The sequence below is a fragment of the Ruegeria arenilitoris genome (genome assembly GCF_013030265.1).
Lineage (GTDB): Bacteria > Pseudomonadota > Alphaproteobacteria > Rhodobacterales > Rhodobacteraceae > Ruegeria > Ruegeria arenilitoris_E.
Window position 1 is genome coordinate 384029 of record NZ_WPZQ01000004.1, and the last position, 25151, is coordinate 409179.

Annotated in this window: 23 protein-coding genes and 1 tRNA gene; 11 read left to right on the forward strand and 13 right to left on the reverse strand. The window is 54.3% G+C overall.

The window, feature by feature from the left end:
- Positions 1-25 precede the first annotated feature (25 nt).
- On the reverse strand, positions 26-1636 hold the full coding sequence (locus tag GOX61_RS09535; protein ID WP_217353808.1) for an arylsulfatase: 1611 nt from the start codon (positions 1634-1636) through the stop codon (positions 26-28).
- A 196-nt stretch (positions 1637-1832) separates the two neighbouring features.
- On the opposite strand from GOX61_RS09535, the gene GOX61_RS09540 reads away from it, so the two are divergent.
- A complete protein-coding gene (locus tag GOX61_RS09540; protein ID WP_170333151.1) occupies positions 1833-2513 on the forward strand; it encodes a Crp/Fnr family transcriptional regulator in 681 nt (226 codons plus the stop codon).
- Positions 2514-2515: 2 nt separating this feature from the next.
- Here GOX61_RS09540 and GOX61_RS09545 read toward each other — a convergent pair whose 3' ends face one another.
- The 7 genes from GOX61_RS09545 to GOX61_RS09575 all read right to left on the reverse strand — a co-directional run bounded on the left by GOX61_RS09545 (position 2516) and on the right by GOX61_RS09575 (position 9917).
- Positions 2516-3757 carry a BatD family protein gene (locus GOX61_RS09545; RefSeq protein WP_170333153.1) on the reverse strand — a complete coding sequence of 414 codons (1242 nt, stop codon included), beginning with the start codon at positions 3755-3757 and terminating at the stop codon, positions 2516-2518.
- Positions 3754-5259: a VWA domain-containing protein gene (locus tag GOX61_RS09550; protein ID WP_170333155.1), complete on the reverse strand. Its 1506-nt coding sequence runs from the start codon at positions 5257-5259 to the stop codon at positions 3754-3756. The genes GOX61_RS09545 and GOX61_RS09550 overlap by 4 nt, the downstream gene beginning before the upstream one ends.
- Positions 5259-6239, reverse strand: coding sequence for a vWA domain-containing protein (locus GOX61_RS09555; protein WP_170333157.1), 981 nt, complete (start codon positions 6237-6239; stop codon positions 5259-5261). Before GOX61_RS09555 ends, GOX61_RS09550 begins: the two co-directional genes overlap by 1 nt.
- On the reverse strand, positions 6239-6712 hold the full coding sequence (locus GOX61_RS09560; protein WP_170333159.1) for a DUF4381 domain-containing protein: 474 nt from the start codon (positions 6710-6712) through the stop codon (positions 6239-6241). Before GOX61_RS09560 ends, GOX61_RS09555 begins: the two co-directional genes overlap by 1 nt.
- Positions 6709-7656 (reverse strand): DUF58 domain-containing protein, encoded by a 948-nt coding sequence (locus GOX61_RS09565; protein ID WP_170333161.1) that lies wholly within the window; start codon positions 7654-7656, stop codon positions 6709-6711. Before GOX61_RS09565 ends, GOX61_RS09560 begins: the two co-directional genes overlap by 4 nt.
- A gap of 20 nt (positions 7657-7676) precedes the next feature.
- The gene (locus GOX61_RS09570; protein ID WP_170333163.1) at positions 7677-8654 is read right to left on the reverse strand and encodes an AAA family ATPase; all 978 of its coding nucleotides are present in this window, start codon (positions 8652-8654) and stop codon (positions 7677-7679) included.
- A gap of 174 nt (positions 8655-8828) precedes the next feature.
- Entirely contained in the window at positions 8829-9917 is a 1089-nt protein-coding gene (locus GOX61_RS09575) for an AI-2E family transporter (RefSeq protein WP_155141897.1), read from the reverse strand.
- A 193-nt stretch (positions 9918-10110) separates the two neighbouring features.
- Between GOX61_RS09575 and GOX61_RS09580 the strand changes: the two genes are divergently transcribed.
- The 3 genes from GOX61_RS09580 (at position 10111) to GOX61_RS09590 (ending at position 13206) form a co-directional block, all read left to right on the forward strand.
- On the forward strand, positions 10111-10968 hold the full coding sequence (locus tag GOX61_RS09580) for a YihY/virulence factor BrkB family protein (RefSeq protein ID WP_254436808.1): 858 nt from the start codon (positions 10111-10113) through the stop codon (positions 10966-10968).
- Positions 10965-12905, forward strand: a complete 1941-nt coding sequence (locus tag GOX61_RS09585) for a multiheme c-type cytochrome (RefSeq protein WP_170333167.1) — start codon at positions 10965-10967, stop codon at positions 12903-12905. Before GOX61_RS09580 ends, GOX61_RS09585 begins: the two co-directional genes overlap by 4 nt.
- Positions 12906-13002: 97 nt before the next feature.
- Positions 13003-13206, forward strand: a complete 204-nt coding sequence (locus GOX61_RS09590) for a hypothetical protein (RefSeq protein WP_155141891.1) — start codon at positions 13003-13005, stop codon at positions 13204-13206.
- 1 nt (position 13207) lies between these two features.
- Here GOX61_RS09590 and GOX61_RS09595 read toward each other — a convergent pair whose 3' ends face one another.
- The 3 genes from GOX61_RS09595 to GOX61_RS09605 form a co-directional block, all read right to left on the reverse strand.
- On the reverse strand, positions 13208-13924 hold the full coding sequence (locus tag GOX61_RS09595) for an RlmE family RNA methyltransferase (RefSeq protein ID WP_155141889.1): 717 nt from the start codon (positions 13922-13924) through the stop codon (positions 13208-13210).
- 63 nt (positions 13925-13987) lie between these two features.
- Positions 13988-14314 (reverse strand): hypothetical protein, encoded by a 327-nt coding sequence (locus GOX61_RS09600; protein WP_170333169.1) that lies wholly within the window; start codon positions 14312-14314, stop codon positions 13988-13990.
- Positions 14315-15427 carry a Ppx/GppA phosphatase family protein gene (locus GOX61_RS09605; RefSeq protein ID WP_155141887.1) on the reverse strand — a complete coding sequence of 371 codons (1113 nt, stop codon included), beginning with the start codon at positions 15425-15427 and terminating at the stop codon, positions 14315-14317.
- Positions 15428-15669: 242 nt separating this feature from the next.
- Between GOX61_RS09605 and GOX61_RS09610 the strand changes: the two genes are divergently transcribed.
- The 4 genes from GOX61_RS09610 (at position 15670) to GOX61_RS09625 (ending at position 18195) form a co-directional block, all read left to right on the forward strand.
- Positions 15670-15966: a virulence factor gene (locus GOX61_RS09610; protein WP_155141885.1), complete on the forward strand. Its 297-nt coding sequence runs from the start codon at positions 15670-15672 to the stop codon at positions 15964-15966.
- A 26-nt stretch (positions 15967-15992) separates the two neighbouring features.
- A complete protein-coding gene (locus GOX61_RS09615; RefSeq protein ID WP_170333171.1) occupies positions 15993-16919 on the forward strand; it encodes a methylenetetrahydrofolate reductase in 927 nt (308 codons plus the stop codon).
- A 9-nt stretch (positions 16920-16928) separates the two neighbouring features.
- Positions 16929-17993 (forward strand): methyltetrahydrofolate cobalamin methyltransferase, encoded by a 1065-nt coding sequence (locus tag GOX61_RS09620; RefSeq protein ID WP_170333173.1) that lies wholly within the window; start codon positions 16929-16931, stop codon positions 17991-17993.
- A gap of 128 nt (positions 17994-18121) precedes the next feature.
- Positions 18122-18195: transfer RNA gene (locus tag GOX61_RS09625), tRNA-Gly, on the forward strand.
- Positions 18196-18201: 6 nt separating this feature from the next.
- Here GOX61_RS09625 and GOX61_RS09630 read toward each other — a convergent pair.
- Both GOX61_RS09630 and GOX61_RS09635 read right to left on the reverse strand, forming a co-directional pair.
- Complete coding sequence (locus tag GOX61_RS09630) at positions 18202-19059, reverse strand: class I SAM-dependent methyltransferase (protein ID WP_170333175.1); 858 nt, start codon at positions 19057-19059, stop codon at positions 18202-18204.
- A gap of 24 nt (positions 19060-19083) precedes the next feature.
- On the reverse strand, positions 19084-21126 hold the full coding sequence (locus tag GOX61_RS09635) for an ASKHA domain-containing protein (RefSeq protein WP_170333177.1): 2043 nt from the start codon (positions 21124-21126) through the stop codon (positions 19084-19086).
- Between the two features lie 217 nt (positions 21127-21343).
- Between GOX61_RS09635 and guaB the strand changes: the two genes are divergently transcribed.
- The 3 genes from guaB (at position 21344) to GOX61_RS09650 (ending at position 25082) form a co-directional block, all read left to right on the forward strand.
- Positions 21344-22792 (forward strand): IMP dehydrogenase, encoded by a 1449-nt coding sequence (gene guaB, locus GOX61_RS09640; protein ID WP_170333179.1) that lies wholly within the window; start codon positions 21344-21346, stop codon positions 22790-22792.
- A 248-nt stretch (positions 22793-23040) separates the two neighbouring features.
- A complete protein-coding gene (locus tag GOX61_RS09645; RefSeq protein ID WP_217353809.1) occupies positions 23041-24228 on the forward strand; it encodes a DNA cytosine methyltransferase in 1188 nt (395 codons plus the stop codon).
- Entirely contained in the window at positions 24225-25082 is an 858-nt protein-coding gene (locus GOX61_RS09650; RefSeq protein WP_170333181.1) for a hypothetical protein, read from the forward strand. The genes GOX61_RS09645 and GOX61_RS09650 overlap by 4 nt, the downstream gene beginning before the upstream one ends.
- Positions 25083-25151: the final 69 nt, after the last annotated feature.

Genomic DNA, 25151 nt, shown 5'->3' on the forward strand with positions numbered 1-25151 from the left:
TCGACCATTCTTAATGAACTTCGACTTAGTTGTTCGTCGGAGTGGTCAGCTTGTCCATCACCTGATCCAGATTGAAGCTGGCAGCTTTCTGACGCGGTGGGAATTCCTGGAAGGTCGCGAGGAAATTACCAACGTACTGCTGTGCGGGAACAAGGAAGTACGCCCGATCCAGCAGCCAGTCGTAGTAGGTGTTGGATGTACGATAAGCCCGCTCATACGGGTCGCGCCGCAGGTTGATGATCAATGGAATCCGCAACTCGGTCCAGGGTTCGATCCACGCGCGCAGCGTTGCCCATGCCTTCTGCTCAAGGAAGATCAGCTTCCAGTCGTCAAAGCGAAGGGCGGTCAGGTCGCCATCGTCCGAGAAATAGAAGATCTCCCTGCGTGGGCTTTCCGCAGTTTCACCTGTCAGCAGTGGCAGAATGTTGTAGCCATCCAGATGCACTTTGTAATCGCGGCCCATGCCTGATGACGAGTATCCTTCCTTCAGCTTTTCTTTGATCTCGGGATCACCCGCAACTGCCAGATATGTCGGCAGCCAGTCCATATGGTGCACGATCTCGTTCGTGACAGAACCCGCTTCGATTTGACCCGGCCAGCGAACCATTGAAGGTACACGCCATCCGCCTTCCCAATTGGTGTTTTTCTCACCCCAGAAAGGAGTAGCGGCAGCATCAGGCCAGGTGTTGTAGTGCGGACCGTTGTCGGTCGAATAATGCACGATGGTGTTGTCAGCGATGCCAAGTTCATCCAGCAGGTCAAGCAGTTGGCCAACGTGCATGTCGTGTTCGATCATGCCTGCAGTGTACTCATCAGCCACGCCACCAACGATTTCGTTAGCTTGTGCACGCATGTCGTCTTTGACGTGCGTCCGGAAGTGCATGCGCGTACCGTTCCACCAGACGTAGAAGGGCTGACCTTGCTCGTGCGCGCGCTTGATGAAGTCGATTGCCGCCGCAACGGTTTCCTCATCAACGGTTTCCATACGCTTTTTGGTCAGCGGGCCGGTATCTTCTATTGTGCCATCCGCTTTCGACTTGATCACACCGCGTGGACCATAGGCCTCGCGGAATGTGCGACCATCTGCTAGCACCACGTCACCGGGATAGTCTTCGTTTTCCGGCTCTTCCTCAGCATTCAGGTGATAGAGGTTTCCGAAAAACTCATCAAATCCGTGGTTTGTAGGCAAATGCTCATCTTTGTCACCAAGGTGGTTTTTGCCAAATTGACCCGTCACATAACCGTGGTCTTTCAACAGGCCCGCAATGGTGGGGTCTTCGACCTGCATGCCGAGATCAGCGCCGGGCAGCCCCACTTTCGACAAACCGGTACGGAAAACCGATTGGCCCATGATGTAGGATGATCGGCCAGCAGTGCACGATTGCTCACCATAGTAGTCAGTGAAAATCATACCTTCATTCGCAACTCGGTCGATGTTTGGCGTTCGGTATCCCATCAAACCCATCGTATAAGCGGATATGTTTGACTGTCCGATGTCATCGCCCCAGATAACCAAGATGTTGGGCTTTTGATCCTGTGCCCAGGCTGGAACGGCCAGTGCGACAGCGATAGATGCCACAGCGAACCGGCGCAGCCTGCTGCGCCAAATATCTGCAAAAGAACGGGGTGGTGACATGATTTACTCCTGCAATGGGGGGCCAAATCGACCCGGAAGTTATAGAGTATTGGCGACGACACGTTGTGGTCTAAGGGTCATCTGCTACATCGAATTCCCTGCCTAACTAATTGAATGGGCTTTGGAATCGGACACGCTTATTCTAATCGAGCAAACGCTCTTGAAATCTATCATATGATGAGATTGAAACATACTAATGTTTGATAAATTCAGTTACATGCATCTGTTACAGAAAGACGGCTGGTTCGCAGAACGCAGCACGTCTTTTCAGAGCGATCTGCTTGGGTGTGCAATATCGAAGACTTTCGGCGTCGGAGAAACACTTTACCATCATGGTGATCCCGCCAACGGTATCTACGCTGTTTTGAAAGGGGGCATTCAGATTACCGCGCCGTCTGATGATGGGCGGGATTTTGTGGTGCATCGTGAAGGCGCAGGTTACTGGATCGGTGATCTAGCCTTGTTTTCCGGCTCGCTCAGATTGGTGAGCGTGGTGACGACGCAGGAAACGCAAACCTTGTTCTTTCCCAGTTCACGTGTTGAAAGATTGGTTTACCGCAACCCTGAGTACATCCGTGATTTCTATGCCCTGACGCATGAAAACATGCAGACTGCCCTGCGTATCATGGCAAATTTAGCCGTGACCGGAACAGAAAAGAGACTGGTGCTCAGGTTGCTGCATCTCGACGAAGGTGCATCTGAGCCCGACGGCTGGATCATCGTTTCTCAGGAAGATCTGGCTGAGATGGTTGCCGTGTCGCAACCAACGTTGCATCGTAACCTGCACCGACTGGCTGATTTGGATCTGATCGAACTTGGTTACGGTCGTGTGCGGCTTAAGGACAGACGCGCCCTGATCGAGAGCTGCGTGAGTTAACGTCAGGGGTTGAGCGGAGGTAACATTGCTAGAGTTCCTGGCCTTCGCGTCTTGATCGCCTTGAATGCGAGCAGAGCTTTTGTCCAATCCGCATGAGTTTTGTGATTGTCAGGCGCATATCGGCTCGCCCCGATCTGCGTCAGCGTAGCCTCCAGATTAACCAAGTCTTTTGGCTTCTGGCCTCGCGTCTTACACATCTCAAGAGCTGTGTAAGATCCTGACAGATCCTGATTTTTTAGCGATGCATGTAGCTGGTTCAATGCAAATTCATATGATGTAAGATATCTTGTCCGGCGATCGTTTCTCCAAGCCTGATAGCGAGGCCGCGTCAGATGAACCGCCCCCCAGGACAGGACTGAAAATGCACCAAGCAAAAAGACCGCGTATATAAGTGTTTCGGGTGTCGGTGGTTTCCACTTCGGCGCTGCAAGTGTCAGCTGCACAGCATCCAGCTCGGCGGTCTCTATCTCACCCGACTTCAGGCTATACCAGTTGATCGAGATCGCGGGCAGCTGAGTTTGTCCACCTTCACGCGCCACATAAACAGTTTCGTCCACACGCTGGCCTGACAGAATGCCCCGGTCCTCGGTTTCCGTGAAGCGAGGTTCTTTCGGATAGGGTTGGAGGAGTGGATCCGACGCCTCAGGCAACAATGCGGGGATCATGATGGGTGACGTTCCTGTTATCTTTGCAGTCAAACGGCGCGTGATCGCATCACCTGCATTCATATCGGTCTCACCCTCGATTTCTTGCGCCAGTTCAAACCCATTCGCAATGATCAGAGGATCAAGACTTCGCGCTGCGTCCGGAACCGTCGCAGTCAGCGTCGTAGCAGGAAGAGGGACTGATACCTGCTTGGGTTCATTCGTTTCGGGGTCTGCATATGTGACCAGCACTTCCTGAGGTCCAAAGTCAAATACACCCGACGCCAACGGGTACAGTCGATAACTGCGCTGGACGCCTGACCACGTTTCGCCATTCACAGATTCACTGATCGGACCAGAGGCACGTTCAGGCAGACGAACCAGCAGGTTTTCCTGCTCTAGTGAAGGAAAAACAGGTGGTGAAGGCATAAAGGTTGGGACCAGTACCTTGATCCTGACAATCGCGGCTTGCCCCACAGTGGTATCATCTTCGGGGGCTTCGATTGTGACCTGCGGGGCCATCGAGTTTTCAACTTGTGCTTCTTGAGCCCAAGACCAGTCAGGCAGCATGATGAAGATAAGAAGCGAGAGGTACCTCATTGGTTTCGCTCCTGATTTTCCAGAACAAACCGGCTGCGCAGGAAATCCTGCATATCGGTATCTATCGCGCTTATCCATTGATCTGCGGATAGTGGCGTCGCCTCACCGGTTTGGTCCTGAACGGTTGTATTCTCACCTCGGCCAGACTCGTTATCGAAAACCACGTCATCAGCCCCGATCCCCGCTTCTTCACCCGTGTCAGATTGTTCTCGTGTCGATTCAACTTCTTCTAAGATGGCACGCGATACTTCCAGATTGTGCTGAGCTTCGGGCCAGTCAGGCCTACGTTCCAACGCCGTTTCAAAGGCGGTAATTGCCGGGCGGTATTCCCGATTGCGAATTCGGGCCATACCTTCGGCAAAAGCAGCCTCGGGTGTGTCCAGAGCGGTGAAGATTTCTGCAGCTTCCGGGTATTGGCCTGCCTTCAGCATTGCATAACCCTTGTGATACGGATCTTCGAACAGTGTTCCAGCCTCGGCAAAGTTCTTTTGGTTCATGGCAATCTGACCTTGCTGATCCGGCGTCAGGAACCAATCCTTCCAACCTTCGGCCTGTGCTGGCCCTGCAGCGGGAAAGAGGAGGAACGCCAGAACTGCCCAGCGTATAACCCAACCCTGCCGGAACCACAGAAGGCACAGCAACGCGGCAGGCCAGGCCAGCAACCAGCCTCGATCCTGCCAGTCCAGTCGGTCATCATCGTCAAGCGCTTCGCTATATGCAGATTGGATCTGGCGTTCCAAACGTAACACGTCCTGATCGCTGCCCGTGAAAGGAACGATCATGGCGCTTCTTAATCCATCCAGCTGCGGAATACTCTGACCCTCTGGCAACATAGTCAGAAAGAACATGGGCGATGTTGTATCTTCAAACGCGGGCAGCTGCGACGGATTGATATCATCCAGAACAAAGAGGATCGCTCCGGCTATTTCCGACCCATCCAGAATGCTCTCAGCCAGCTGCAATGCATCACCTGCCGCATCACCTTGTTCCGGCATGACTGCCGGCGTCAGACCTTCAAGCAAGGGTCGGAGAATATTAGCATCTTCGGTGAGCGGAGCGACGCGATGTGGCGTGCCCGCATAAGCAACCAAGGCTGTTGGAGCGCCTGCGCGCGCATTGATCAGGTCTGTAATCTTGAACTTCGCCCGATCAAGGCGTGAGGGGGCAAGGTCCGTCTCCTCCATACTGTCAGTGACCTTCAAAGCGATCACAAGTGGCGCTGTATCCGAAATCAGTGGATTGGGTGCCCTTGACCACGTTGGCCCGGCAACCGCGAAAGTCACAAGCATCGCTGCGATCATCAGGATGTCTATGGGGTAGAACCGGCGTTTATTCTCGTCACCCAATTGCAAGGCTTTGGCGAGATGCGGCGCTATGCCCGAGGGGAGGTTTCCATCAACCTTCGGCTTTGGTCGGATTACCCACCAGAGTGCGGCGATTGGAATGAGAAGAGCCAGCCAAGCCACTCGAATAAAATGAAATTCCGACAGAGCATCAAGCATCAGGCAAGCCTCCGCCGTTGGTGAATGTGAAAACCTGCAGAGCTCAAGAGGATCAGTATGAGTGCGGCAGCAAGCGGGTAATGAGCTAGGCTTTCGCGGGGTCGGTAGCTTTGTGTCTCAACTACGCGGGGGTTTTGTTCATCGATGCTTTGATAGACATCGGTCAATGCCGTTTCGTCATCTGCAAAGAAGTATTCTCCACCAGTTCGGTCTGCGATGTCACGGAGCGCCTCCAGGTCAACCCGATCTTCGCCAGACGCATTGGGATCGCCAACACCGATGGTGTAGATGACAACGCCTTTGTCGGCCGCAATGGCCGATGCATTGACGGGTGTCATTCGGCTGGAGGTATCGGCACCGTCGCTGAGAACGATCATCAAACGCTGTTCGACCTGGCTGGATTCAAAGGTGCGAATACCCAGTCCGATGGCGTCCCCCAAAGCCGTGTTTGGTCCAGCCATGCCCACCGCAGTCTGATCGAGGAAACCATTGAGACTCTGCAGGTCTTCAGTAAAAGGGGCCTGCACGAAAGCGCGCGTTCCGAAAATGATCAATGCCATTCGGTCTCCATCGCGCTCGGCAATGAAACTGCGCAAGACGTCCTTCACGGCTTCAAGCCTCTGCTTTGGTGCGCCGTCGGCAGTCTTGAAATCGCGCTGATCCATGGAACCTGATATATCCAATGCCAACACCACATCTCGCGCTGATTTCTCTGTCACAATGGGTTCACCCAGCCGTTCGGGCCGGGCCATGGCGAATACCAACAGTATCCAGACGATGATGACGATGAATGTTTGTAGACGTGCACGCGCTGGAATTACCGATCCCGAACTTGGTTCTGCACCAACCGCTTTTGCAACGTGCCGAAAAAAGGGAATGCGGATTGAGCTGACATTTTCGCGATGGGGCGGCGCGAAAAAGTAGACCAGCAAGGGCAGCGGCAAAATCAGAAAGACCCAAGGCGCGGCAAAGGAGAACATCAGCGATCCTTTCCGACTTTGTGTGTCAGGATCCAGTTTCTGGCCAGTTCCGTGACACTTGGGTTCGAGATACTTGTGCGATAGGGAGCTTGAATAAGCGCGTGGCCAGTTTCGACTGGAATTGGTTTATTATCAGATGTTTGTTGTAAGAAATTCAGCCAATCCTTGCCACACAGCCAGGCAACTTCTGAACGCGGGAATGCCACCAGAGCGGTGCGTTTAAGGATCTCCGCCACTTTGGCACAATCATCGTCGCATTGCCGAAGCTCGGCCAGGGCCAGACGACGGTATGCGTTCGCCTTCCGATGTCGCCAAAACAGGTAAAGGCTGATCGCGATTAAAACTGCGACCAACATGGCAATGGCGAGCCAACCCCATGTTTGGGGCATCATTGAAATCGGAACTGGTTCCGGTGCGGGCTCTAGCATGTCCAGCAGTTCGACCAGAGATTTGCCTTCGGTATCCACGCTCATCGATGGCCACCGCGATGGCCGAATAACCGAAGCAACTGGTCAAGCGCAGGTTTTTCGGTGGTCATCGGGACGACTGGAAAACCATATCGACGAGACCAGATCTGTAGCTGCTCAAGCCGCCGGTCCAGGGCATCTTTGATACGATCAGATAGATTAGGGCTCGTACTGTCGATCTCGATTTGCTTCTCGCCATCCGAAACTGCAAGCTTGATTTTAGGTAGCATGCCATGTGAACTTGGATCGGATATATTGAATAAAATCAGATCATTGGAACGTGAAAGTCGTCGCAGAATGGTTTCTGAGTCTTCATCCAACCCATCAAAATCTGAAAAGACGCAGACCAATGCGTTGGTATGAGCTATTTGCGCTGCCTGTTTCAGGATCTGGTTCATGGCAACGGTGGGTTCTGGCCTCAATTCCGCGTGAAGGCTGCAGTTCAAGGCGCCGACGGATGACAAAAACCGGGTAAGAGCTGCAGCGCGACGCTGAGGGCGATGTTCGGCGACATCAGTATCACCGAACACAATTCCACCAACCCTGTCGCCTTGTGCAAGAACGCGATGGGCAGCAATTGCTGCTGCTTCGGCGGCAATGACCGATTTCATGTAGACCTTGGTGCCAAAAAACATCGAAACGCGCTGATCAACCAGCAATAGTGCAGGGCGGTCACGCTCTTCGGTATAGACCCGGACATGGGGTTCACCGGTACGCGCCGTAACTTTCCAGTCGATGCTCCGGATATCGTCGCCCGGCAGGTAATCGCGCAGTTCTTCGAAATTCAGTCCTCGTCCACGCAGACGCGATGCGTGGCGGCCGTTCAGGATCGATCGGGCGGGCTGCCGCGGCAACAGGCTGAGCGCACGGGATTGTCTACCGAGGCCAAGCAGGTGTTTCGCGTCGGTGTGTATGCGTGGGTCGCTGGGATATGCGGCGGTCTTTGACACGCGGCTTTCCTTCGTTGCGATCAGGGCAGGGCGACGAGTTTCAGGATTTCAGTTACCACGTCGTCTGCTGTTTTTGCATTTCCTTCTGCCTCAAAGCTCAGCGTGATGCGGTGACGGAACACGTCGTGAGCGATGGCCCGAACGTCAGCCGGATCAACATAGTCACGACCATTCATCCAGGCATGTGCGCGTCCGCATTTGTCCAGTGCGAGCGAGGCACGTGGGCTTGCACCGATTTCTACCCAACTGGCCAGTTCTTCGCTTAGCGCTTTGGGTGTGCGGGTCGCTTGCACCAGGTCTGCCATGTATCGGTCCATGGCGTCTGAAACGTGTATCTGCCCGATTTCAGATCGTGCTGTGAATATCGCATCCTGTGGGATGGGTTCTGGTCTTTCCTTGGCTGTGTTTTCACCTGATGCAATCTCTTCCGCTCTCACCAAACGGATCACTTCAACTTCGTCTTCGACAGGCGGGTAGGTGATCTGGACATGCATCAGAAACCTGTCCATCTGAGCTTCGGGCAAAGGATAGGTGCCTTCCTGCTCGATCGGGTTCTGCGTCGCCATCACTATGAACAACGGCTCCATCTTATGAGTTGTACCCGAGATCGTTACCTGCCGTTCTTCCATGGCCTCCAATAGTGCGGCCTGGACCTTCGCTGGTGCTCGGTTTATTTCGTCGGCCAGAACGATGTTGGCAAAGATTGGTCCAGGTTCAAAGCGGAACTCACCCCCCTTTGCGGTTTGCTGATACACCTCAGTTCCTGTCACGTCAGAAGGTAACAGATCAGGCGTGAACTGGATGCGGCTAAAGTTCGCATCAAGGTTGCGCGCCATTGCCTTGATGGCTCTTGTCTTTGCAAGTCCGGGCAGGCCTTCGATTAGCAGATTGCCATTGGCCAACAGGCCGATAAGCAAGCGATCAATGACCTGGGTCTGTCCGATAATGGCTTGTCCCATACGTTTTTTCAGGTCGTTTATCTGGTCTATAGCCGCCATCTATTCGGTCCAATCGAGGTCAATGGTTCAAATTTTCCGGTCGGGCCTCGGTATGAGTGCAACCGGGTTTTTCCAGTAATGATGGAAGGTTAGCAGCGTTGTTGTATTTGATCCACCATCAAAACACGATCTTGGAATGCTTGGGTGCTGCTGGTTGCTAAGCCATTTATCGATTTAGGTTGTTTTTGTGCTGCGACTGTCGTCTTCGCCCAATCGGCCATCAAGAGACATCAGGATGGCAACTGGCCGCAGTGCCGGAATGTGGCTGAAAATGATCAGGATACAGACGGTGAGCGGGACGCTAAGAAATGCTCCGATTAGCCCCCAGACCGTAGTCCAGAATGTCAGCGCCAGAATGACCAGAAATGTCGACATGTTCAGCGAACGACCCAGCATTGCGGGATCCAGAAAGTTCCCGATCAGGAACTGTATCGTGCCGCATCCGAATACGATGATCAGAAAGGGGCCAACGCTGTCGAACTGAACCAAAGCGATCATGGCAGGAAAGACAACCGCGATAATGGAGCCGATCGAGGGGATAAAGTTTAGGGCAAAAGTTAGTACGGCCCAGGTCTCGGCATATTCCAGACCGAGAGCCCGAAACACAGAATAGCTGATCCCGGCAGTAATCAGGCTGATGAACGTTTTGACGCCGACATAACGCTGCAGACTGTATGAGATCGCATCCAAAACCGTAGCCAGCTCAGCACCGGTAAGTGGGTTTCCAGCTGCCAGTTGGATTTTCTTTCGAAATGCTAGGCGTTCGGCCATTAGAAAGGCGACGTACAGGCTGATCAGAAAGAACTGGTTCAAAAGCGAGGTTGCACTGCCCAGCAAGATCCGCGCGACATAAGACATGTCGATACTGACCAGATTGTCCCGAATGAAACTGGTCACGTCGTTACCGACCAAACCTGTTATGCGGTTTACGGCACCATCGAACTGATTTTCATAGGTTCCGATTGAACGGGCGAACTGTGTTGCCTGGCTTCCCAGCACGTACATAATCATGAACAAGCCGGCTAAAACCACTGTGACAGCAGCAATATTTGCCAACCATACAGGTGCATGGGTCAGGGAAATTACCCGGTCGCTCAGGGCGATAATCAGGACATTGACCAGCAAAGCCATTGTTAGCGGGATCAGAAAGCTGGCCCCGGCATACAGACCCAGAACCACCAACGTAGCAACAATTGAGATATCCCGAACGACCGTCAGTTTCAGACGTGGGCGGGGATTTGTTTCTGGTGCGTCAGAGGTCATTCGCTGGCCCTAGGCATCGGAGCCGTGACTGGTAAATATCTAAGCTCAGTTGATGTTGCGCAGTGATCCTGCACTGGTAGGTTGGTTTATGCAATCCAGTCAGGCAGTTATGAGCGAAAATTCGACCAGACGAAGACTTTGCCGGGTTATACGATCAGGCAAGTCAGGCTAGGCTCCGGTTATGACTCGTCCAATGATTCCTATTTTAGGCCGCTTTGTTCAAGCGCTTTGGCTGGCGATTTGCCGGTTCAACGACAAGAATGGGTTTGTCATGAGCAGCCATGTGGCGATGTCACTGATGATGGCCCTGTTTCCGTTTGTTTTGTTCACCGTGGCGTTGGCCGGTGCTCTGTCGCAAGGGTATGTGACCGAAGAACTGATAGAATTGATCTTTGGCGCTTGGCCAAAGGACGTCGCAGATCCGATCATTTCCGAATTGCGGGCTGTCTTGGAAGGTGCCGGGTCGGGGGTGATTACGTTAGGGGGCTTACTGGCGATCTACTTTTCGTCAAACGGAGTGGCGGCTGTGCGTTTCGCCATGAACCAAGCCTATCACGACAAGGATAGTTGGCCGTTCTGGAAAACCCGTTTGCTGTGTTTTGTCTTAGTCATCTTGGGCGGGGCAGCGATTTTAGCAATCGCCGCGATCGAAGTTGTTCTACCAGTTTACACGCGTTTGGTGTCGGAAAAGACAACCGTCGATGTGTCAGATTGGTTTTCCGTTGATCGGTTGCGTTGGACCTTTACCGTGGCTGTCCCGGCAGGAACCGTGTTGCTGGCGCATTTGATCCTTCCTACGCGACGGCACAGCCTTTTGCAGATTTTGCCCGGGGTAATCTTAACGCTCGCTCTCTGGACTGCTGGGGGCTGGGGTTTTTCAATCTATATCGCTCAATTCGCAACCTACAGTGCAACCTACGCCGGACTTGCAGGCGCCATGGCAGCTTTGATCTTTCTCTATCTTTGCTCGGCCATGCTCATTTTGGGGGCCGAATACAATGGCGCCCTGATGGACCTGCAAAATGGTGGCAATGATGGTGCCATTGAATGAGGTCTTTTTTGAACAAGGTCGCATGTCCCCGTTTGGGTGACATCTTCGGCTCAGCAGTATTCTTAATCGCCGCGTGCACATTTCCGGTCGCAGCGCAGGAATATGTCGGCTCGGACACTTGCATCGAATGTCATGATGAACAGGTCCAATCCTGGTCAGGGTCACACCATGCGAAGGCGTGGACCGAAACATCAGAGAATTCTGTTCGTGCCGACTTTGACGGAACTTCATTTACCCATGATGGGATGACGGTTACATTCACAAGGCCTGAGGGTGCGTATGTGGCCAACGTCACCGAAAAAGACGGCAATACAACAAATTACAATGTGCATTCAGTGGTCGGGATTGAGCCGCTACAGCAATACTTGTTTGAAACCGAGCCGGGACGCCTTCAGAGCTTTGACGTGGTTTGGGATACTGAAGAAAAGAGGTGGTTGCATCTCTATCCCGATCAGGATCTTCCTCCTGACGATGGGCTGCACTGGACTGGTCCCTATAAGAACTGGAACGCCCGCTGTGCGGAATGCCATGCGACTGGTTTTGAAAAGAACTATGATCCTGTTGAACGCCAATATGCATCACGCCAGTCCGAGATTGGGGTGGGGTGCGAGGCCTGTCATGGCCCGGCGTCTCAGCATCTGAACTGGGTTACAGGAAAAGCACCGGCAGATGGGTTGGATGAGTTCGGCTTCGCGATGAGTTGGGGCAAGGGCAATGTCGAAGCTGAGATACAGCAATGTGCCGGCTGTCACTCACGGCGAGAAGCGTTGCAGGATGGTAATCCACTGCCAGGAACGCCTTACCATGATGCCTACAATTTAGCTCTGATGAGACCGGGTTTGTATCATCCTGACGGACAGATACTGGACGAAGTCTATGTCTACGGCTCATTCCTGCAGTCCAAGATGTATGATCGCGGCGTCAGTTGCATGAATTGTCACAATCCCCACAGTGGTGAGCTGATTGCCGAAGGGAACGGGATTTGCACCCAATGTCATTCTTTGGCCGGAAACTCGGAGTTTCCAACCTTGAAAAAGGCCGAATATGACAGCGTTGAGCATCACCATCACCCGGTTGGTAGCGATGGGGCTCAGTGTAAGAGCTGTCATATGATTGAGCGGGTCTACATGGGCGTCGATGGTCGGCGGGATCATAGCTTCCGTGTGCCGCGACCAGATTTGGGGCTTGGCGTTGATGCCTGCACGGATTGTCATGAGGACCGGGATCAGGATTGGGCTGCATTGCAAATCGAAGAGTGGTTTCCTGACTCGACGCATCGCAGTGCGCACTACGGAACAAGCTTTAGTGCTGCATTGAACGGTCAGCCTGACAGCGCGCCAGACTTGCTTGAGATCGCCCTGAATAAGTCGCAGGCAGGTATCGTTCGTGCCACAGCCCTGTATTTGTTGCAGCCTTTTGCCAATCCTACGATTGCTGATGAAACCGCGCTACTTTTGTCTGATGCCGATCCTCTGGTCCGGGCCAACGCAGCCGCGTTGCAGCGAACCGCAACACTTCCTGACAGGATCATCCGGCTTGAGCCGCTACTGTCTGATCCGCTGCGGAATGTCCGCATCTCAGCCGCCAAGGAGTTCCTGACCATTCCGGGACAAGCTTTGACGGAAGATCAGCGTGCGCTTGCGGGGCAGGGTATGGCCGAGTGGCAGCAGACCATGTCAAACCGCCTCGATTTCCCTGAAACGCATCTGGTTCTAGGTGGAATGGCGCTGAACTTGCGCAATGCCCCTGCTGCAGAGCGGGCTTTTCGCGAGGTGGTGACGCTTGATCCGCAACGGGCAGAAGCTTGGCCTATGCTGGTTCAGTTGGCGCAGATCAATCGTGGCCCGCAAGAGGCGCGGCGTGTGCTGCAGGAAGGATTGAGTATCCTGCCGGATGATCCGGCATTGCAGCAGCTCGCTCTACAGCTTAGCCCCTGAAACGGCACCGAACTGGCCGGATTGCGCCACTTTACCGGCCAAGTTCAGAGTTATGGATCAGATCACGGGGAGAACCCCGCGGTGCCAGAGGTGATCCATGTCAGATATATCGGATACGAAGGTAAAGCAGCCCTTACACGCGAAACCGGTTGGAAAACCACCGCTTGACCGGCGGATTGCAGAGCTTCGAGACCGTGCTCCGGTCTACATCAGCCATGGCGATGCCTTGTTGCTGATCGGAAATGCATCTGCGTCGCTGCGCGAGCAACGCCTGACGGATCAGCAGATAGAGCTGGACTGATTCAGCCTCGAAAACCTGTTGCCACCACGAATTTCTCGGAACTGTCCGAGCGGGAGGCTGGGGGTTTTACGTTGGCTACCTTATCAAATTTCTGTTTGAGCAGCTTTTGCAAATCGCCTTCGGCGCCACCAGCCAGAACCTTGGCAACAAAGGTTCCGCCTTCTTCAAGAACATCAAATGCAAAATAGGCAGCTGTTTCGCACAGTGCGATAATGCGCAAATGGTCGGTTTGTTTGTGACCTGATGAGGCTGCGGCCATATCCGACATCACAACATCAGCTTTACCGCCAAGCCAGTCTTTAACCTTTACGTCGGCATCATCTTCCATGAAATCCAACTGGTGCACTTCGGCACCGGCGACGGGTTCAACCTCTTGCAGATCGACGCCCAGAACCGTTCCGATCCGCTTGCCGCTCTTTTCACCCAGCGCATTGACTCGCTTAACGGCCACTTGCAGCCAACCACCAGGAGCACAGCCCAGGTCAACGACCCGCGCGCCGGGAACAAGAAAACGAAACTTTTCGTCCAATTCCAGTATCTTGAATGCTGCGCGTCCGCGATAGCCTTCGACCTGCGCCCGCTTTACATATGGGTCATTCAGCTGCCTCTCGAGCCAGCGAGTCGAGCTGAGCTTACGCCCACGCGCAGTCTTGACCTTTACTTTCAGGTCGCGCTGCCCACGGCCTGAGGTGTTTTTTCCGCTCGGCGTCTTTGCCATGCGATTGATCTCCTGAAAGTTGACCGGTCCATACCTCCTTATTGGAGGCGTAACAAGGAGGGTCTAATCCCTTATTATCAGGTCTGGCCACGGAGAAGAAACGCCAAACGCCAACCAGCCCGCACCATTCAGGATCTGCGATACACAAGTGGACCGGCCCTGAGACGTGGATTCGAAGCTGAGCAACAACTCACGCGCGTCCGAAACCTGTGAAGTCGGAACAGCGATATGAATACCACCAATAGCCAATGCCCAGTGCGGGACCATATTGACCAGGTTAAATCCCGGGCAAAAAACATCATAGCCTGCGGCTTCGAGGAAGCAGATCGTGGTGGCAGCTGTGCTGGTTCGATAGGCGATTGCTACTATTGTGTAGTCAGCTCTCGGCAATCAGAACGGTCCATCTTCCAGCACACCATCTGCGCTCATCTGTGCATAGAGCAGACCTTCGCGCAGGCCCCGGTCCGCTACAGAGAGACGGTCGGTGGGCCAACAGCGCAACAAGGCTTGTAGAATGGCAGAGCCGGACATGATCAGGGCCTGCCTGTCGTCACCGATGCGCGGATCACGACGCCGACCCTGCGGGCCGAGTTCCAGATACCCTCGTATGACTTTGTCGATCTGATCACTGGTCATGCGCAGACCGTCCACTTTGGTGCGGTCGTAGCGTTTTAGGCCAAGATGTGAGGCTGCAACTGTGGTCACGGTGCCGCTGGTTCCGACAATCTGAAACCCTTCACGGGCCTGCTCATCCTTGTAGGGCGCAAAATCCGCGAGGTTTTCCTCAAAGAACCAGCTCATCAGGGCAAAACGCGCCGAGTCGTCTTCGACGTCATTGAACTGGTCGCGTAGTGTTGCCACGCCCAAGGGGACGCTGATCCAATCGACAACCTTTGCCGCAGGGAAAGGACTGTCTGCAGTATGAAACCCGTTATGCAGGCGCATGATCGCCGGTGGACGATCCCGGCGCGGTACCGACGAGATATCGATCCAGACCAATTCGGTTGAACCACCACCGATATCGACTACCAGAAGCTGCTCGGTTTTGGTTGAAACCAGCGGCGCGCAGGAAATCACTGCCAGACGGGCTTCTTCTTCGGGTTGGATAATCTCTAAAGTCAGACCGGTTTCGCGTTTGACCTGCCGGATAAAGTCGCGAGAATTCTTGGCGCGGCGGCATGCTTCGGTTGCGACCAGTCGCATGCGTCTGACTTTATTCCGCTTGAGCTTTTGCTGGCAGATTCGTAGCGCCTGAATGGTGCGCGACATCGATGACCGTGACAATCGTCCGGTCCTCTCCAGGCCAGCGCCCAATTGCACGGACTTGGAAAAACTATCTACCACATGGAACCCGCTGCCCTTGGGCTGGGCTATCAACATGCGGCAGCTATTTGTCCCCAGATCCAGTGCCGCATATAATGCATCCGGATCGGGTCTTGCCGGCGCGGGGCTTTCGACCGCCTTCGGGAACGCGCCCGCACCTTTGGGACGCTTGGGCGCCATCTTCAACGCCCTCCGATTTTCGAGTTACCCTGACCATAGGTCGCGCATTTCGATCACGCAAGACGCTCATTAAAGTCATGAGGATTTTGATGTGCGCTTTTGTAAAGCAGTCAGGTAAAAGCTCGGTATCCCGTCGTGGGCTAAAAACGTCGCTGTGAATATGTCGGGTGTCGAAATTCGACCGACTGAAGCCCACATAGAAGTTTAGAACCGGCTCATCTGGCTAGGAGGAATCAAACAGGATGCCTGACGTCACAATCGTATATTGGCGCGACATTCCCGCTCAGGTCATCGTCGGCAAAGGCCGGCGCGGGGCCAAGCGGCAATTGGAGGAACGGTTCGAGCAAGCGATCGACCGGGCTGCCATGAAGGTGAATGCCAAGGACAGTGATGCCTACCTGGCCGAATGGCGCAAGGCCGAGCCCTTTGTGGTCGATGGCGACCCGGCAGAGATTGCCGAGGCAGAAGCGGTGCGTTTGGAAACGGAGTATGATCAGGAACGTGTCAAAACCCTGATCGCCAACGACGGTTGGGCATGAGCCCAAGATCTATATGGGAGGCCGCAATGGCTTTGCTGAACTTCAAGAAACGTGATGCCGTTGAAAACGGCCCTGTGAATCCGACCGTCGAAGCCTTTTTGCAGGGCTACTCGATTGAGGTGATGCCACGCACCGCCGAAAAGGTCGAAGACTTCCGCGCGCTGCTGCCCGAAGGAACCCGCGTCTACATCGCCCATATCGAAGGCACGCCCATCGAGGACATGGTCAAGACCGCCAAGCGGATCGCGGATGAAGGTTATCCGGTCATGCCGCACTTCCCGGCGCGGATCATCAAGGACGCTGCGACCCTGGAAAACTGGATTTCCATGTATCAGGGCGAAGCAGGCGTAGATCAGGCTCTGCTGCTGGCTGGTGGCGTTGCCAAGCCGCATGGCGAGTTCGACAGCTCGATGCAGTTGCTGGAAAGTGGCCTGTTCGATAAGGCAGGATTCAAGCGTCTGCACGTAGCGGGTCACCCCGAGGGCAACAAAGACATTGACCCAGACGGCTCGACCAAGAACGTCGACGAAGCGCTGCGCTGGAAGCAGAAGTTCAACGAGACTACCGATGCGGAGATGGCTCTGGCGACTCAGTTCGCTTTCGATGCCAAACCGATCATCGAATGGGCTGATAGTCTGAAAGAAGCGGGCATCGATATTCCGGTGCATATCGGCATCGCGGGTCCGGCCAAGCTGCAGACTCTGATCAAGTTCGCCATTGCTTGCGGTGTTGGTCCGTCGCTGAAGGTTCTGCAGAAGCGCGCAATGGATGTCTCCAAGCTGTTGCTGCCGTATGAGCCGACCGACGTGATTACCGAACTGGCCAACCACAAAGCGGCCAATCCGGACTTCAACATCACCAATGTACACTTCTTCCCGCTTGGCGGCATCAAGACCAATGCCAACTGGGCAATCAACAACGGCGGCGCCTCGGCAAAGCCTGTAAACTCCTAAGGAACGGACATGACCCGTACAGTCGTAGAATCAAAAACAAAAACCGCCGTTCTGGGCTTTGATGAGCCGTTTTGCGTAATCGGTGAGCGGATCAACCCCACCGGCCGGAAAAAGCTGGCTGCAGAGCTGGAAGCGGGCGATTTCTCGACCGTTGAGAAAGACGCGCTGGCCCAAGTAGCCGCAGGCGCGACCGTTCTGGATATCAACGCAGGGGTTGTTTACAACTCGAACCCCAACCCGAACGAGACCGAGCCACCGCTGATGACCAAGATCGTCGAGCTGGTTCAGGGTCTTGTCAATGTGCCGCTGTGCATCGACTCGTCGGTTCCGGGTGCGCTGGAGGCCGGTCTGGCCGCTGCAGAGGGCCGTCCGCTGCTGAACTCGGTCACCGGTGAAGAAGAACGCCTTGAGATGGTTCTGCCACTGGTCAAGAAATACAACGTACCGGTTGTGGCGATCTCGAACGATGACACTGGCATCTCGGAAGACCCGGATGTGCGTTTTGCAGTTGCGAAAACTATCGTTGAGCGTGCCGCTGATTACGGTATTCCGGCCCATGACATCGTGGTTGACCCGTTGGTCATGCCAATCGGCGCAATGGCAACTGCTGGCCAGCAGGTGTTTGCGCTGGTCCGTCGTCTGCGGGAAGAGCTGGGTGTAAACACCACTTGTGGTGCCTCCAACATCTCGTTCGGTCTGCCGAACCGTCATGGCATCAACAACGCCTTCCTGCCGATGGCAATGGGCGCTGGCATGACGTCTGCGATCATGAACCCGGTCGCATTGCCGACCACTCAGAAGAAGATCGCTGAGAAGAAAGAGGCCGTTGCTGCAGCGGGTATCATCCTGCCCGAAGGCATGGACGACGAAACCTTCGTTCAGATGTTTGGCCTTGGTTCGACCAAACCGCGTGCGGGTAAGGAAATGGAGGCCATTCGCGCCGCCAACCTGCTGACCAACAACGACCCGCATGGCGGTGAGTGGATCCGGTTCAACAAAGCGCCTGAAGCGGCTGGTGCCGAAGGTGAGGGTGCACGTGGACGCCGTGGTGGCGGACGTCGCCGTCGCGCCTGACAAATTTGAACTAAATCACACAAAAGGCCGGATCAATGATCTGGCCTTTTTCTTGCTTCTACAGGTGGCTCACAAAGCTTGAATGATCTTGATCACGTTCTGAGAGTGATGATATTCAGTCCGGCGCGGCGGGTATGATGTAATGGTAGCCTGTCAGCTTCCCAAGCTGAACGCGCGGGTTCGATTCCCGCTACCCGCTCCAACTTGTTCAAGTTGATCTGCGCGCCTGAAACAAGTTGATCACAGCAGGTATTTCCAGGTCCTGCCCATTTTCAAAGGAACTGAACGCGTCTGCAACGCCTTCCTGAATGGCATGCACATCTGCGGACGTTCCATCAAAGTGCGAGATAACCCGCGCTGCGGGACCAACGCGTGTACAAAGAATGGCCGAATCCCGAACCGAGCCAATGCCCCTCAATCCAAGTGGCACGGCGTCTGCCTGAACATCGGAAAGTCCAGCTTCGGTCATCATGCCCGTTACGTGATCGATATCGTGAAACGCCAGAGGGCCGGGGGCAAAACGGTCAACTTTAGGCGGGTGTCCGAGGCGAGAGGTTGCCGCGATATGTGGAATCTTGAACCACGGATTGTCTGCCAAGGGTCCCCAAGCCGCGAATGTCATCTGGCCACCGGGCTTCAACGCGCGGGCAATATTTGAAAAGGCGGCTACGGAGTCTTCAAAAAACATCACACCAAAGCGTGAAATTGCGGCATCCCGATCGCCTTCAGCAAAATCGTGCGTTTGCGCATCAACATACTGGAAAGTGATATTGTTCAATTCCTGATCTGACGCACGAGTTCGGGCGCGATCAAGAAATGGCTCGGATATATCTGCGGCCAGCACATGTCCGCTTTCGCCGAGCTGTTTTGCTGCAGCAATCGAGCTAACGCCAGTACCGCAGCCGACATCGAGCACACGCATGCCCGTTTGCAGACCGGCACGATCAAGCACCAGTTCAAGTACGGGGGACATCAGGTGATCAAGCTGATCTTCGTAGGTCAGCCATTTTGCGCCTGATGCCGACTTGCCCCAGTACTCGGCTTGTTCTTCGTTCACTGTCTGCATACGGGCCTCCTGTGGTTGGCCCGACTATGACCTTCTGCGACGGCGACGGCCAGAATTTTCCTGATCTCCGCCCGTGTTAAAGCTCGGATTTGGCAAAGTAACCACCTGCGCCAGTTCTGGGAACGGATCGGTTTTGTGCGGGATGGCGTTGGCGGCCACGAAATGATCCTGGAACTTAGGCTCGATTGCGGTTTCAACCTTGGTGATTTCCCGAACGACACGCTCGATTTCAGCTCGAGCTGAGATGTTGCAGAGCGCGATTCGCGCACCCGTTCCCGCCGCGTTTCCGGCGCTGGAAACCTTGTCTAACGGAGCGTCTGGGATCATTCCCAACACCATCGCATGTTTGGTCGAGATATGCGCACCGAAAGCACCCGCCAGTACCACGCGGTCTACCTTGTCCACTTCCATCTCATCCATCAGCAGCCGTGCACCGGCATAAAGCGCTGATTTCGCGAGCTGAATCGCACGAATGTCACCTTGTGTGACGGTAATGCGCGGACCACCTTCGGCGCTTGCATCGTGGATCAGGTAGGAATGGGTGCGCCCTTCGGGAACTGAGCGTGACGTACCAGTTTGCTCGGCCGATCCGATCAACCCGCTTTCGTCCAACAAGCCCGCGATACGCATTTCGGCGACGGCTTCGATGATGCCCGAGCCACAAATGCCAGTGATACCGGTTGTCGCGACATCCTGATCGAATCCTTCTTCGTCCGACCATCTTTCCGAGCCGATAATCCGGAACCGCGGCTCTTTAGTTACCGGATCGATTTCGATCCGCTCAATCGCCCCGGGGGCGGCGCGTTGACCCGAACTGATCTGGGCACCTTCGAACGCAGGACCTGTGGGTGAAGAGCAGGCCAGAACACGGCTGGTATTGCCAAGCAGAATTTCAGCGTTTGTGCCCACATCTACGATCAAGACAAGGTCTTCGGATTTGCCGGGTTCCTCGGACAACGCAACCGCGGCACAGTCAGCTCCCACATGACCCGCGATACAGGGCAGGATGTAGACCTGCGCGCGCGGGTTCATGTTGGTCAGGTCCATCTCGCGCGCGGGCAGGGACATGCTTTCCGACGTTGCCAGAGCAAACGGCGCCTGACCCAATTCTACCGGGTCCAGACCCAGCAGGAGGTGGTGCATGACCGGGTTACAGACGAAAACCGTTTCGACGATCAGTTCCGCGTCAATCCCCGCCTCGTCAGCGATCGAAGTCGTCAGGTCGTTGATGGCCTCGCGGACGGCCTTCGTCATCTCTTGGTCGCCGCCGGGGTTCATCATCGAGTACGAAACGCGGCTCATGAGGTCTTCGCCAAAGCGGATCTGCGGGTTCATCAGACCGGATGATGCTTTAACCTCTCCGGTTTCCAGATCTGTCAGGTGAGCAGCGATGGTGGTCGAGCCGAGGTCGATGGCCAGACCGTAGAGCCCATGTTCATGAAGGCCGGGCCAGATTTCGACGACCTTTGCCACTTCGTCTTTGTGGCCCTTGTGGACTGCGACGGTGACTTCCCATTTGCCTTTGCGCAGAACGGGCTGCAGCTTTGACATCAACGAAAGGTCAGCGGTTACGGCCTCGATCTTCCACTGCTCGCGCAGGGCACGCTCCAGCCGTTCCAGATCACCAGTGGGAGAGTGCATGTCGGGCTCTTCCACCACGACAAAATACAGACGGGTTGCCGGGTCCATGGTGATCGCGCGCGCTGCTGCTGCCTTGCGGACGACCTGACGATGCACCTGGCTTTCAGGCGGAACATCGATGACGACATCGCCCTGAACTGTCGCCTGACAGCCAAGCCGACGACCGGGTTTCAGGCCACGCTTGTCATCATATCGCTGCTCGACAGCGTTCCACTCACTCAGGGCATCTTCGGCGACGGTGACGCCGTGTTTGGGGAATTCACCAAAGCTGGGCGTTATCTGGCATTTCGAGCAAATGCCGCGCCCGCCACAAACCGAATCCAGGTCAACGCCCAATTGACGGGCCGCAGTCAGAATCGGTGTGCCGACGGGAAAGTGCCCGCGTTTGCCCGAGGGAGTAAAGACGACAAGGGGGTCGGTGGTCATGATCGGCCTGCCTTTTGTATTCGCGCGTATGCCGCGCAAGATATGGGTTTGTGCGCAAAGGGAAAGGGCATTCAGCGGCACGTTTTAGGCAGCTTGCGTCGTTTTCCGGCGTGGCATCGGCGCGCAGCCCGAAACAACTTGGGTTCAGGGGCTTTTCCTTCGGCTGAATCCATGTAATAGGGTCACCGCCAAACGGGCTTTTGCATGGGGTAATCAGATGCAGATTCGTGAGGCACTCACCTTTGACGACGTTCTATTGGTTCCGGCGGCTTCGTCGGTGCTGCCCGCCACGGCGGATACCGCCACGCGCGTGACGCGTGAAATCACCATGAATATCCCTTTGCTCAGCTCGGCAATGGATACGGTGACCGAGGCGAGAATGGCGATTGCCATGGCGCAGGCTGGCGGTATTGGGGTCATCCACAAGAACCTGTCCGCTGAAGAGCAATCGCGCGAAGTACGGCGTGTCAAACGCTTTGAATCCGGCATCGTTTACAACCCCGTCACACTGCGGGCGGATCAGACGTTGGCTGATGCCAAGGCGTTGGTTCAGCGCTACAATTTCACGGGTTTCCCAGTCGTTGAAGATGATGGTCGGGTTCTGGGCATCGTCACAAACCGGGACATGCGGTTCGCGACATCTGATGACACTCCGATCAAAGCCATGATGACGACTGATAATCTGGCGATGCTGCGTGAACCTGCGGATCTTGAAGAAGCCAAGAGCCTGATGAAGGCCCGCCGTATTGAAAAGCTGCTGGTGGTCGACGCCGAAGGCAAGTTGACCGGTCTTCTGACCTTGAAAGACACCGAACAGGCTGTTCTGAACCCAACCGCTTGCAAAGACCGTTTGGGTCGTCTGCGGGTCGCAGCTGCAACTTCGGTAGGTGATGCCGGATTTGAACGTTCGGAACTGCTGGTAGACTCGGGCGCTGACATCATTGTTGTCGATACGGCTCATGGACATTCGCAGGGTGTTCTGGATGCGGTGAAACGTGTGAAAACGCTTTCGAACGAAGTGCAGATCATTGCTGGCAACGTTGCAACCGGAGATGCTGCGAAAGCGCTTATTGATGCAGGTGCGGATGCGATCAAAGTGGGTATTGGTCCTGGCTCGATCTGCACAACCCGAATGGTTGCCGGTGTCGGTGTGCCTCAGTTAACCGCGATTATGGACTGTGCGGCAGCCGCGGGTGATGTACCGGTCATCGCTGATGGCGGCATCAAGTTCTCGGGCGATTTCGCCAAGGCCATCGCTGCGGGCGCGTCCTGTGCCATGGTGGGTTCGATGATTGCAGGAACGGATGAAAGCCCGGGCGAGGTGATCCTGTATCAAGGCCGTTCGTTCAAATCCTATCGCGGTATGGGCAGCCTTGGAGCAATGGCTCGGGGGTCTGCGGACCGTTATTTCCAAAAGGATGCGGCCAACGACAAACTGGTTCCCGAAGGTATCGAGGGGCAGGTGCCTTATAAAGGTTCAGCCAGTGCAGTTATTCATCAGCTCGTTGGTGGATTGCGTGCTGCAATGGGATACACCGGATGTGCGACAGTGGACGAAATGCGCCGCAACTGTAACTTTGTCAAAATTACTGGCGCTGGCTTGAAAGAAAGCCACGTGCATGACGTTCAGATTACACGTGAGAGCCCAAATTATAGACTTGCATAATCAGTTGGTTATGGCTGATGCATGAGAAATCTTGCATCAGTGTTTGCCTGTGAAATGCCAGGAACGCACCAAGAACGTGTCAGGTTTCTTGATGCAAACTGATGCAAAATTGGATAGCGTTCCTGTTAAACTGATGCATATTCGGACCGCTCGAAAACTCCATCTGCTACGTTTGGCGCGGAAGATTCTTGCGAGGGCTTCACGCCACAGTGAGAAACGCCCTATTAACGCGTTCTTGCTTAGTTCTCATGAGTCTGATCTACTCACTCGCAAGAGGGAGAGCAAAAAAATTGCGTAATTTCTATGAATTCTTTGCAGGCGGCGGGATGGCAAGGGCAGGCCTTGGGCCTAAATGGAAGTGTCTTCTTGCCAATGATTTCGACAGAAAGAAGGGTGTCACATACGCACTTAATTGGGGTGATGATCACCTGATCATTGATGATATCCGGAACATCGCTCCTGAAGATATGCCTGGTAACCCGGATTTAGTTTGGGGTTCGTTCCCTTGCCAAGACCTCTCACTCGCTGGCGGTGGTGCAGGTTTAAAAGGGGATCGCTCAGGAACTTTCTGGCCATTCATCCATCACATACAGACTTTAAGGGATGAAAACAGGGCACCTGCAATCATTGCGTTGGAAAATGTCCTTGGGACTCTGACGTCTCATCAAGGCAAGGATTTTGTCGCGATCTGCAAAGCATTGTCCAATCTTGGTTATAGATATGGAGCGATCGTGGCTGATGCAGCTGATTTTGTTCCGCAGTCCCGGCCTCGGTTGTTTGTAATCGCAATTAGAGACGATTTGAAACTACCTCCGCTCACAACTGCAGAAGGCGCGAAATCTCCTTGGCATACAAAAGGATTGAGGAATGCGTTTGACCGTCTATCGGATGAACTGAAAGACCGCTGGGTCTGGTGGAGATTACCTGCGCCGCCCAAGCGTAAACAGAAATTCGCGGACTTGGTTGAAGACAACCCTACTTCTACACGCTGGCATTCATCTGCTGAAACTACCGCTCTCTTGTCAATGATGTCTGAGGTGAATCTCGCGAAGGTCGAGACCGCAAAAGCTGCCGGCGTGAAGATGGTCGGAACGATTTACAAACGTACAAGGCATGAGCACGGGATCAAGGTTCAAAGGGCTGAAATTAGGTTTGATGAAATCGCAGGGTGTTTGAGAACGCCCGCAGGAGGATCTTCGCGACAATTGATAATGGTCGTGGAAGAGCAACAGATCCGTTCCAGACTCATTTCAACTCGGGAAACTGCTCGCCTGATGGGGCTGGATGATAGTTACCAGCTTCCCGAGCGCTACAACGAGGCATATCACTTGACCGGGGATGGGGTTGCCGTGCCTGTTGTGAGATACATTGCACACCATCTGTTTGAAAAGATACTCTCGACCAAAGAATCAACTAAGAGTCGAGCGGAAGCGTGAGTGAAATCCCCTGTGAGAAGAATGCAGAGCTTAGAAAGAAGATCGTTGAATTTGCTGAAGTGCTGAAAACCGAAGCCCATAAGTTGGGAGATCATGGGTTGGATGAGCACGATTTCTATCAATCGGGACTGTTCAGGGGAACTATTGAAAGGATAAGAGGCCAGTTTTCGGCTTCGATGAAAGAGAAAAGAGATTTTGTTGCACTGATCCTAAGTCATATGCAGGACGGCAATTTCATTGCAGATTGGGGATCTGCCGGTGAAGCGAACAGGCATGATTATTACGTCGAACTGAACTCTGGCCGCACCGCCATCATTGAGTTGAAGGGGTGCCTGGATGGAAACAACACAAACATATTTGAACGCCCGCCTCATGCTGACGAGTTCATTTTGTGGAGTGTTTGCAGCAATCCTGGCGCGGATCCGAGGCACAATGTTTGGTCAGGAATACACACTCGTCTCAGCGCTGAAATGATTGACAGAAGTCAGCGCATTGATGGGCTGGTTGTTTGGGACTGGATTTGTGGAACGACTTCAAGGAGATGCCCAAAGCTTGATCTTGATGCTTCTCGTTTAACGGAAGTAGGTCAGTATGTCTTGCCGCCTCCTTGCATTTATCTGTTTCCTGGAACAGTGCCGAGCCCGCGCAACAATCCGAAACCCAAGGTGAACAAGCTCAGCGATGTTGGTATTCTCGAAGCAATGCACGCTTGCTTCGGAGGCATGGATCAAGAACTTAATCACGTTGAGATAGAAGTTGCCCATAAAGGTGTCGAAACTGTCCGGACAACAACGATCACACGTGGCGGTGTCGTCCGCAAAACCACGGATCCGACACCCATCAGAAGGTCATAGCGCCAAGGACCACGATCTTGCGGTGCCATACCATCCTGGGCCACCGGTGCTTCAACACCAGCGCATTTC

What these genes read in the sequence shown, in the direction of transcription:
- GOX61_RS09585 (WP_170333167.1), top strand. Translation starts at nt 10,965, where the DNA reads ATGAGGTCTTTTTTGAACAAGGTCGCATGTCCCCGTTTGGGTGACATC.
- GOX61_RS09545 (WP_170333153.1), bottom strand. Translation starts at nt 3,757, where the DNA reads ATGAGGTACCTCTCGCTTCTTATCTTCATCATGCTGCCTGACTGGTCT.
- GOX61_RS09575 (WP_155141897.1), bottom strand. Translation starts at nt 9,917, where the DNA reads ATGACCTCTGACGCACCAGAAACAAATCCCCGCCCACGTCTGAAACTG.
- GOX61_RS09605 (WP_155141887.1), bottom strand. Translation starts at nt 15,427, where the DNA reads ATGGCGCCCAAGCGTCCCAAAGGTGCGGGCGCGTTCCCGAAGGCGGTC.
- GOX61_RS09535 (WP_217353808.1), bottom strand. Translation starts at nt 1,636, where the DNA reads ATGTCACCACCCCGTTCTTTTGCAGATATTTGGCGCAGCAGGCTGCGC.
- GOX61_RS09620 (WP_170333173.1), top strand. Translation starts at nt 16,929, where the DNA reads ATGACCCGTACAGTCGTAGAATCAAAAACAAAAACCGCCGTTCTGGGC.
- GOX61_RS09635 (WP_170333177.1), bottom strand. Translation starts at nt 21,126, where the DNA reads ATGACCACCGACCCCCTTGTCGTCTTTACTCCCTCGGGCAAACGCGGG.
- GOX61_RS09615 (WP_170333171.1), top strand. Translation starts at nt 15,993, where the DNA reads ATGGCTTTGCTGAACTTCAAGAAACGTGATGCCGTTGAAAACGGCCCT.
- GOX61_RS09610 (WP_155141885.1), top strand. Translation starts at nt 15,670, where the DNA reads ATGCCTGACGTCACAATCGTATATTGGCGCGACATTCCCGCTCAGGTC.
- guaB (WP_170333179.1), top strand. Translation starts at nt 21,344, where the DNA reads ATGCAGATTCGTGAGGCACTCACCTTTGACGACGTTCTATTGGTTCCG.
- GOX61_RS09570 (WP_170333163.1), bottom strand. Translation starts at nt 8,654, where the DNA reads ATGGCGGCTATAGACCAGATAAACGACCTGAAAAAACGTATGGGACAA.
- GOX61_RS09645 (WP_217353809.1), top strand. Translation starts at nt 23,041, where the DNA reads ATGAGTCTGATCTACTCACTCGCAAGAGGGAGAGCAAAAAAATTGCGT.
- GOX61_RS09590 (WP_155141891.1), top strand. Translation starts at nt 13,003, where the DNA reads ATGTCAGATATATCGGATACGAAGGTAAAGCAGCCCTTACACGCGAAA.
- GOX61_RS09560 (WP_170333159.1), bottom strand. Translation starts at nt 6,712, where the DNA reads ATGAGCGTGGATACCGAAGGCAAATCTCTGGTCGAACTGCTGGACATG.
- GOX61_RS09595 (WP_155141889.1), bottom strand. Translation starts at nt 13,924, where the DNA reads ATGGCAAAGACGCCGAGCGGAAAAAACACCTCAGGCCGTGGGCAGCGC.
- GOX61_RS09540 (WP_170333151.1), top strand. Translation starts at nt 1,833, where the DNA reads ATGTTTGATAAATTCAGTTACATGCATCTGTTACAGAAAGACGGCTGG.
- GOX61_RS09550 (WP_170333155.1), bottom strand. Translation starts at nt 5,259, where the DNA reads ATGCTTGATGCTCTGTCGGAATTTCATTTTATTCGAGTGGCTTGGCTG.
- GOX61_RS09630 (WP_170333175.1), bottom strand. Translation starts at nt 19,059, where the DNA reads ATGCAGACAGTGAACGAAGAACAAGCCGAGTACTGGGGCAAGTCGGCA.
- GOX61_RS09580 (WP_254436808.1), top strand. Translation starts at nt 10,111, where the DNA reads ATGATTCCTATTTTAGGCCGCTTTGTTCAAGCGCTTTGGCTGGCGATT.
- GOX61_RS09555 (WP_170333157.1), bottom strand. Translation starts at nt 6,239, where the DNA reads ATGTTCTCCTTTGCCGCGCCTTGGGTCTTTCTGATTTTGCCGCTGCCC.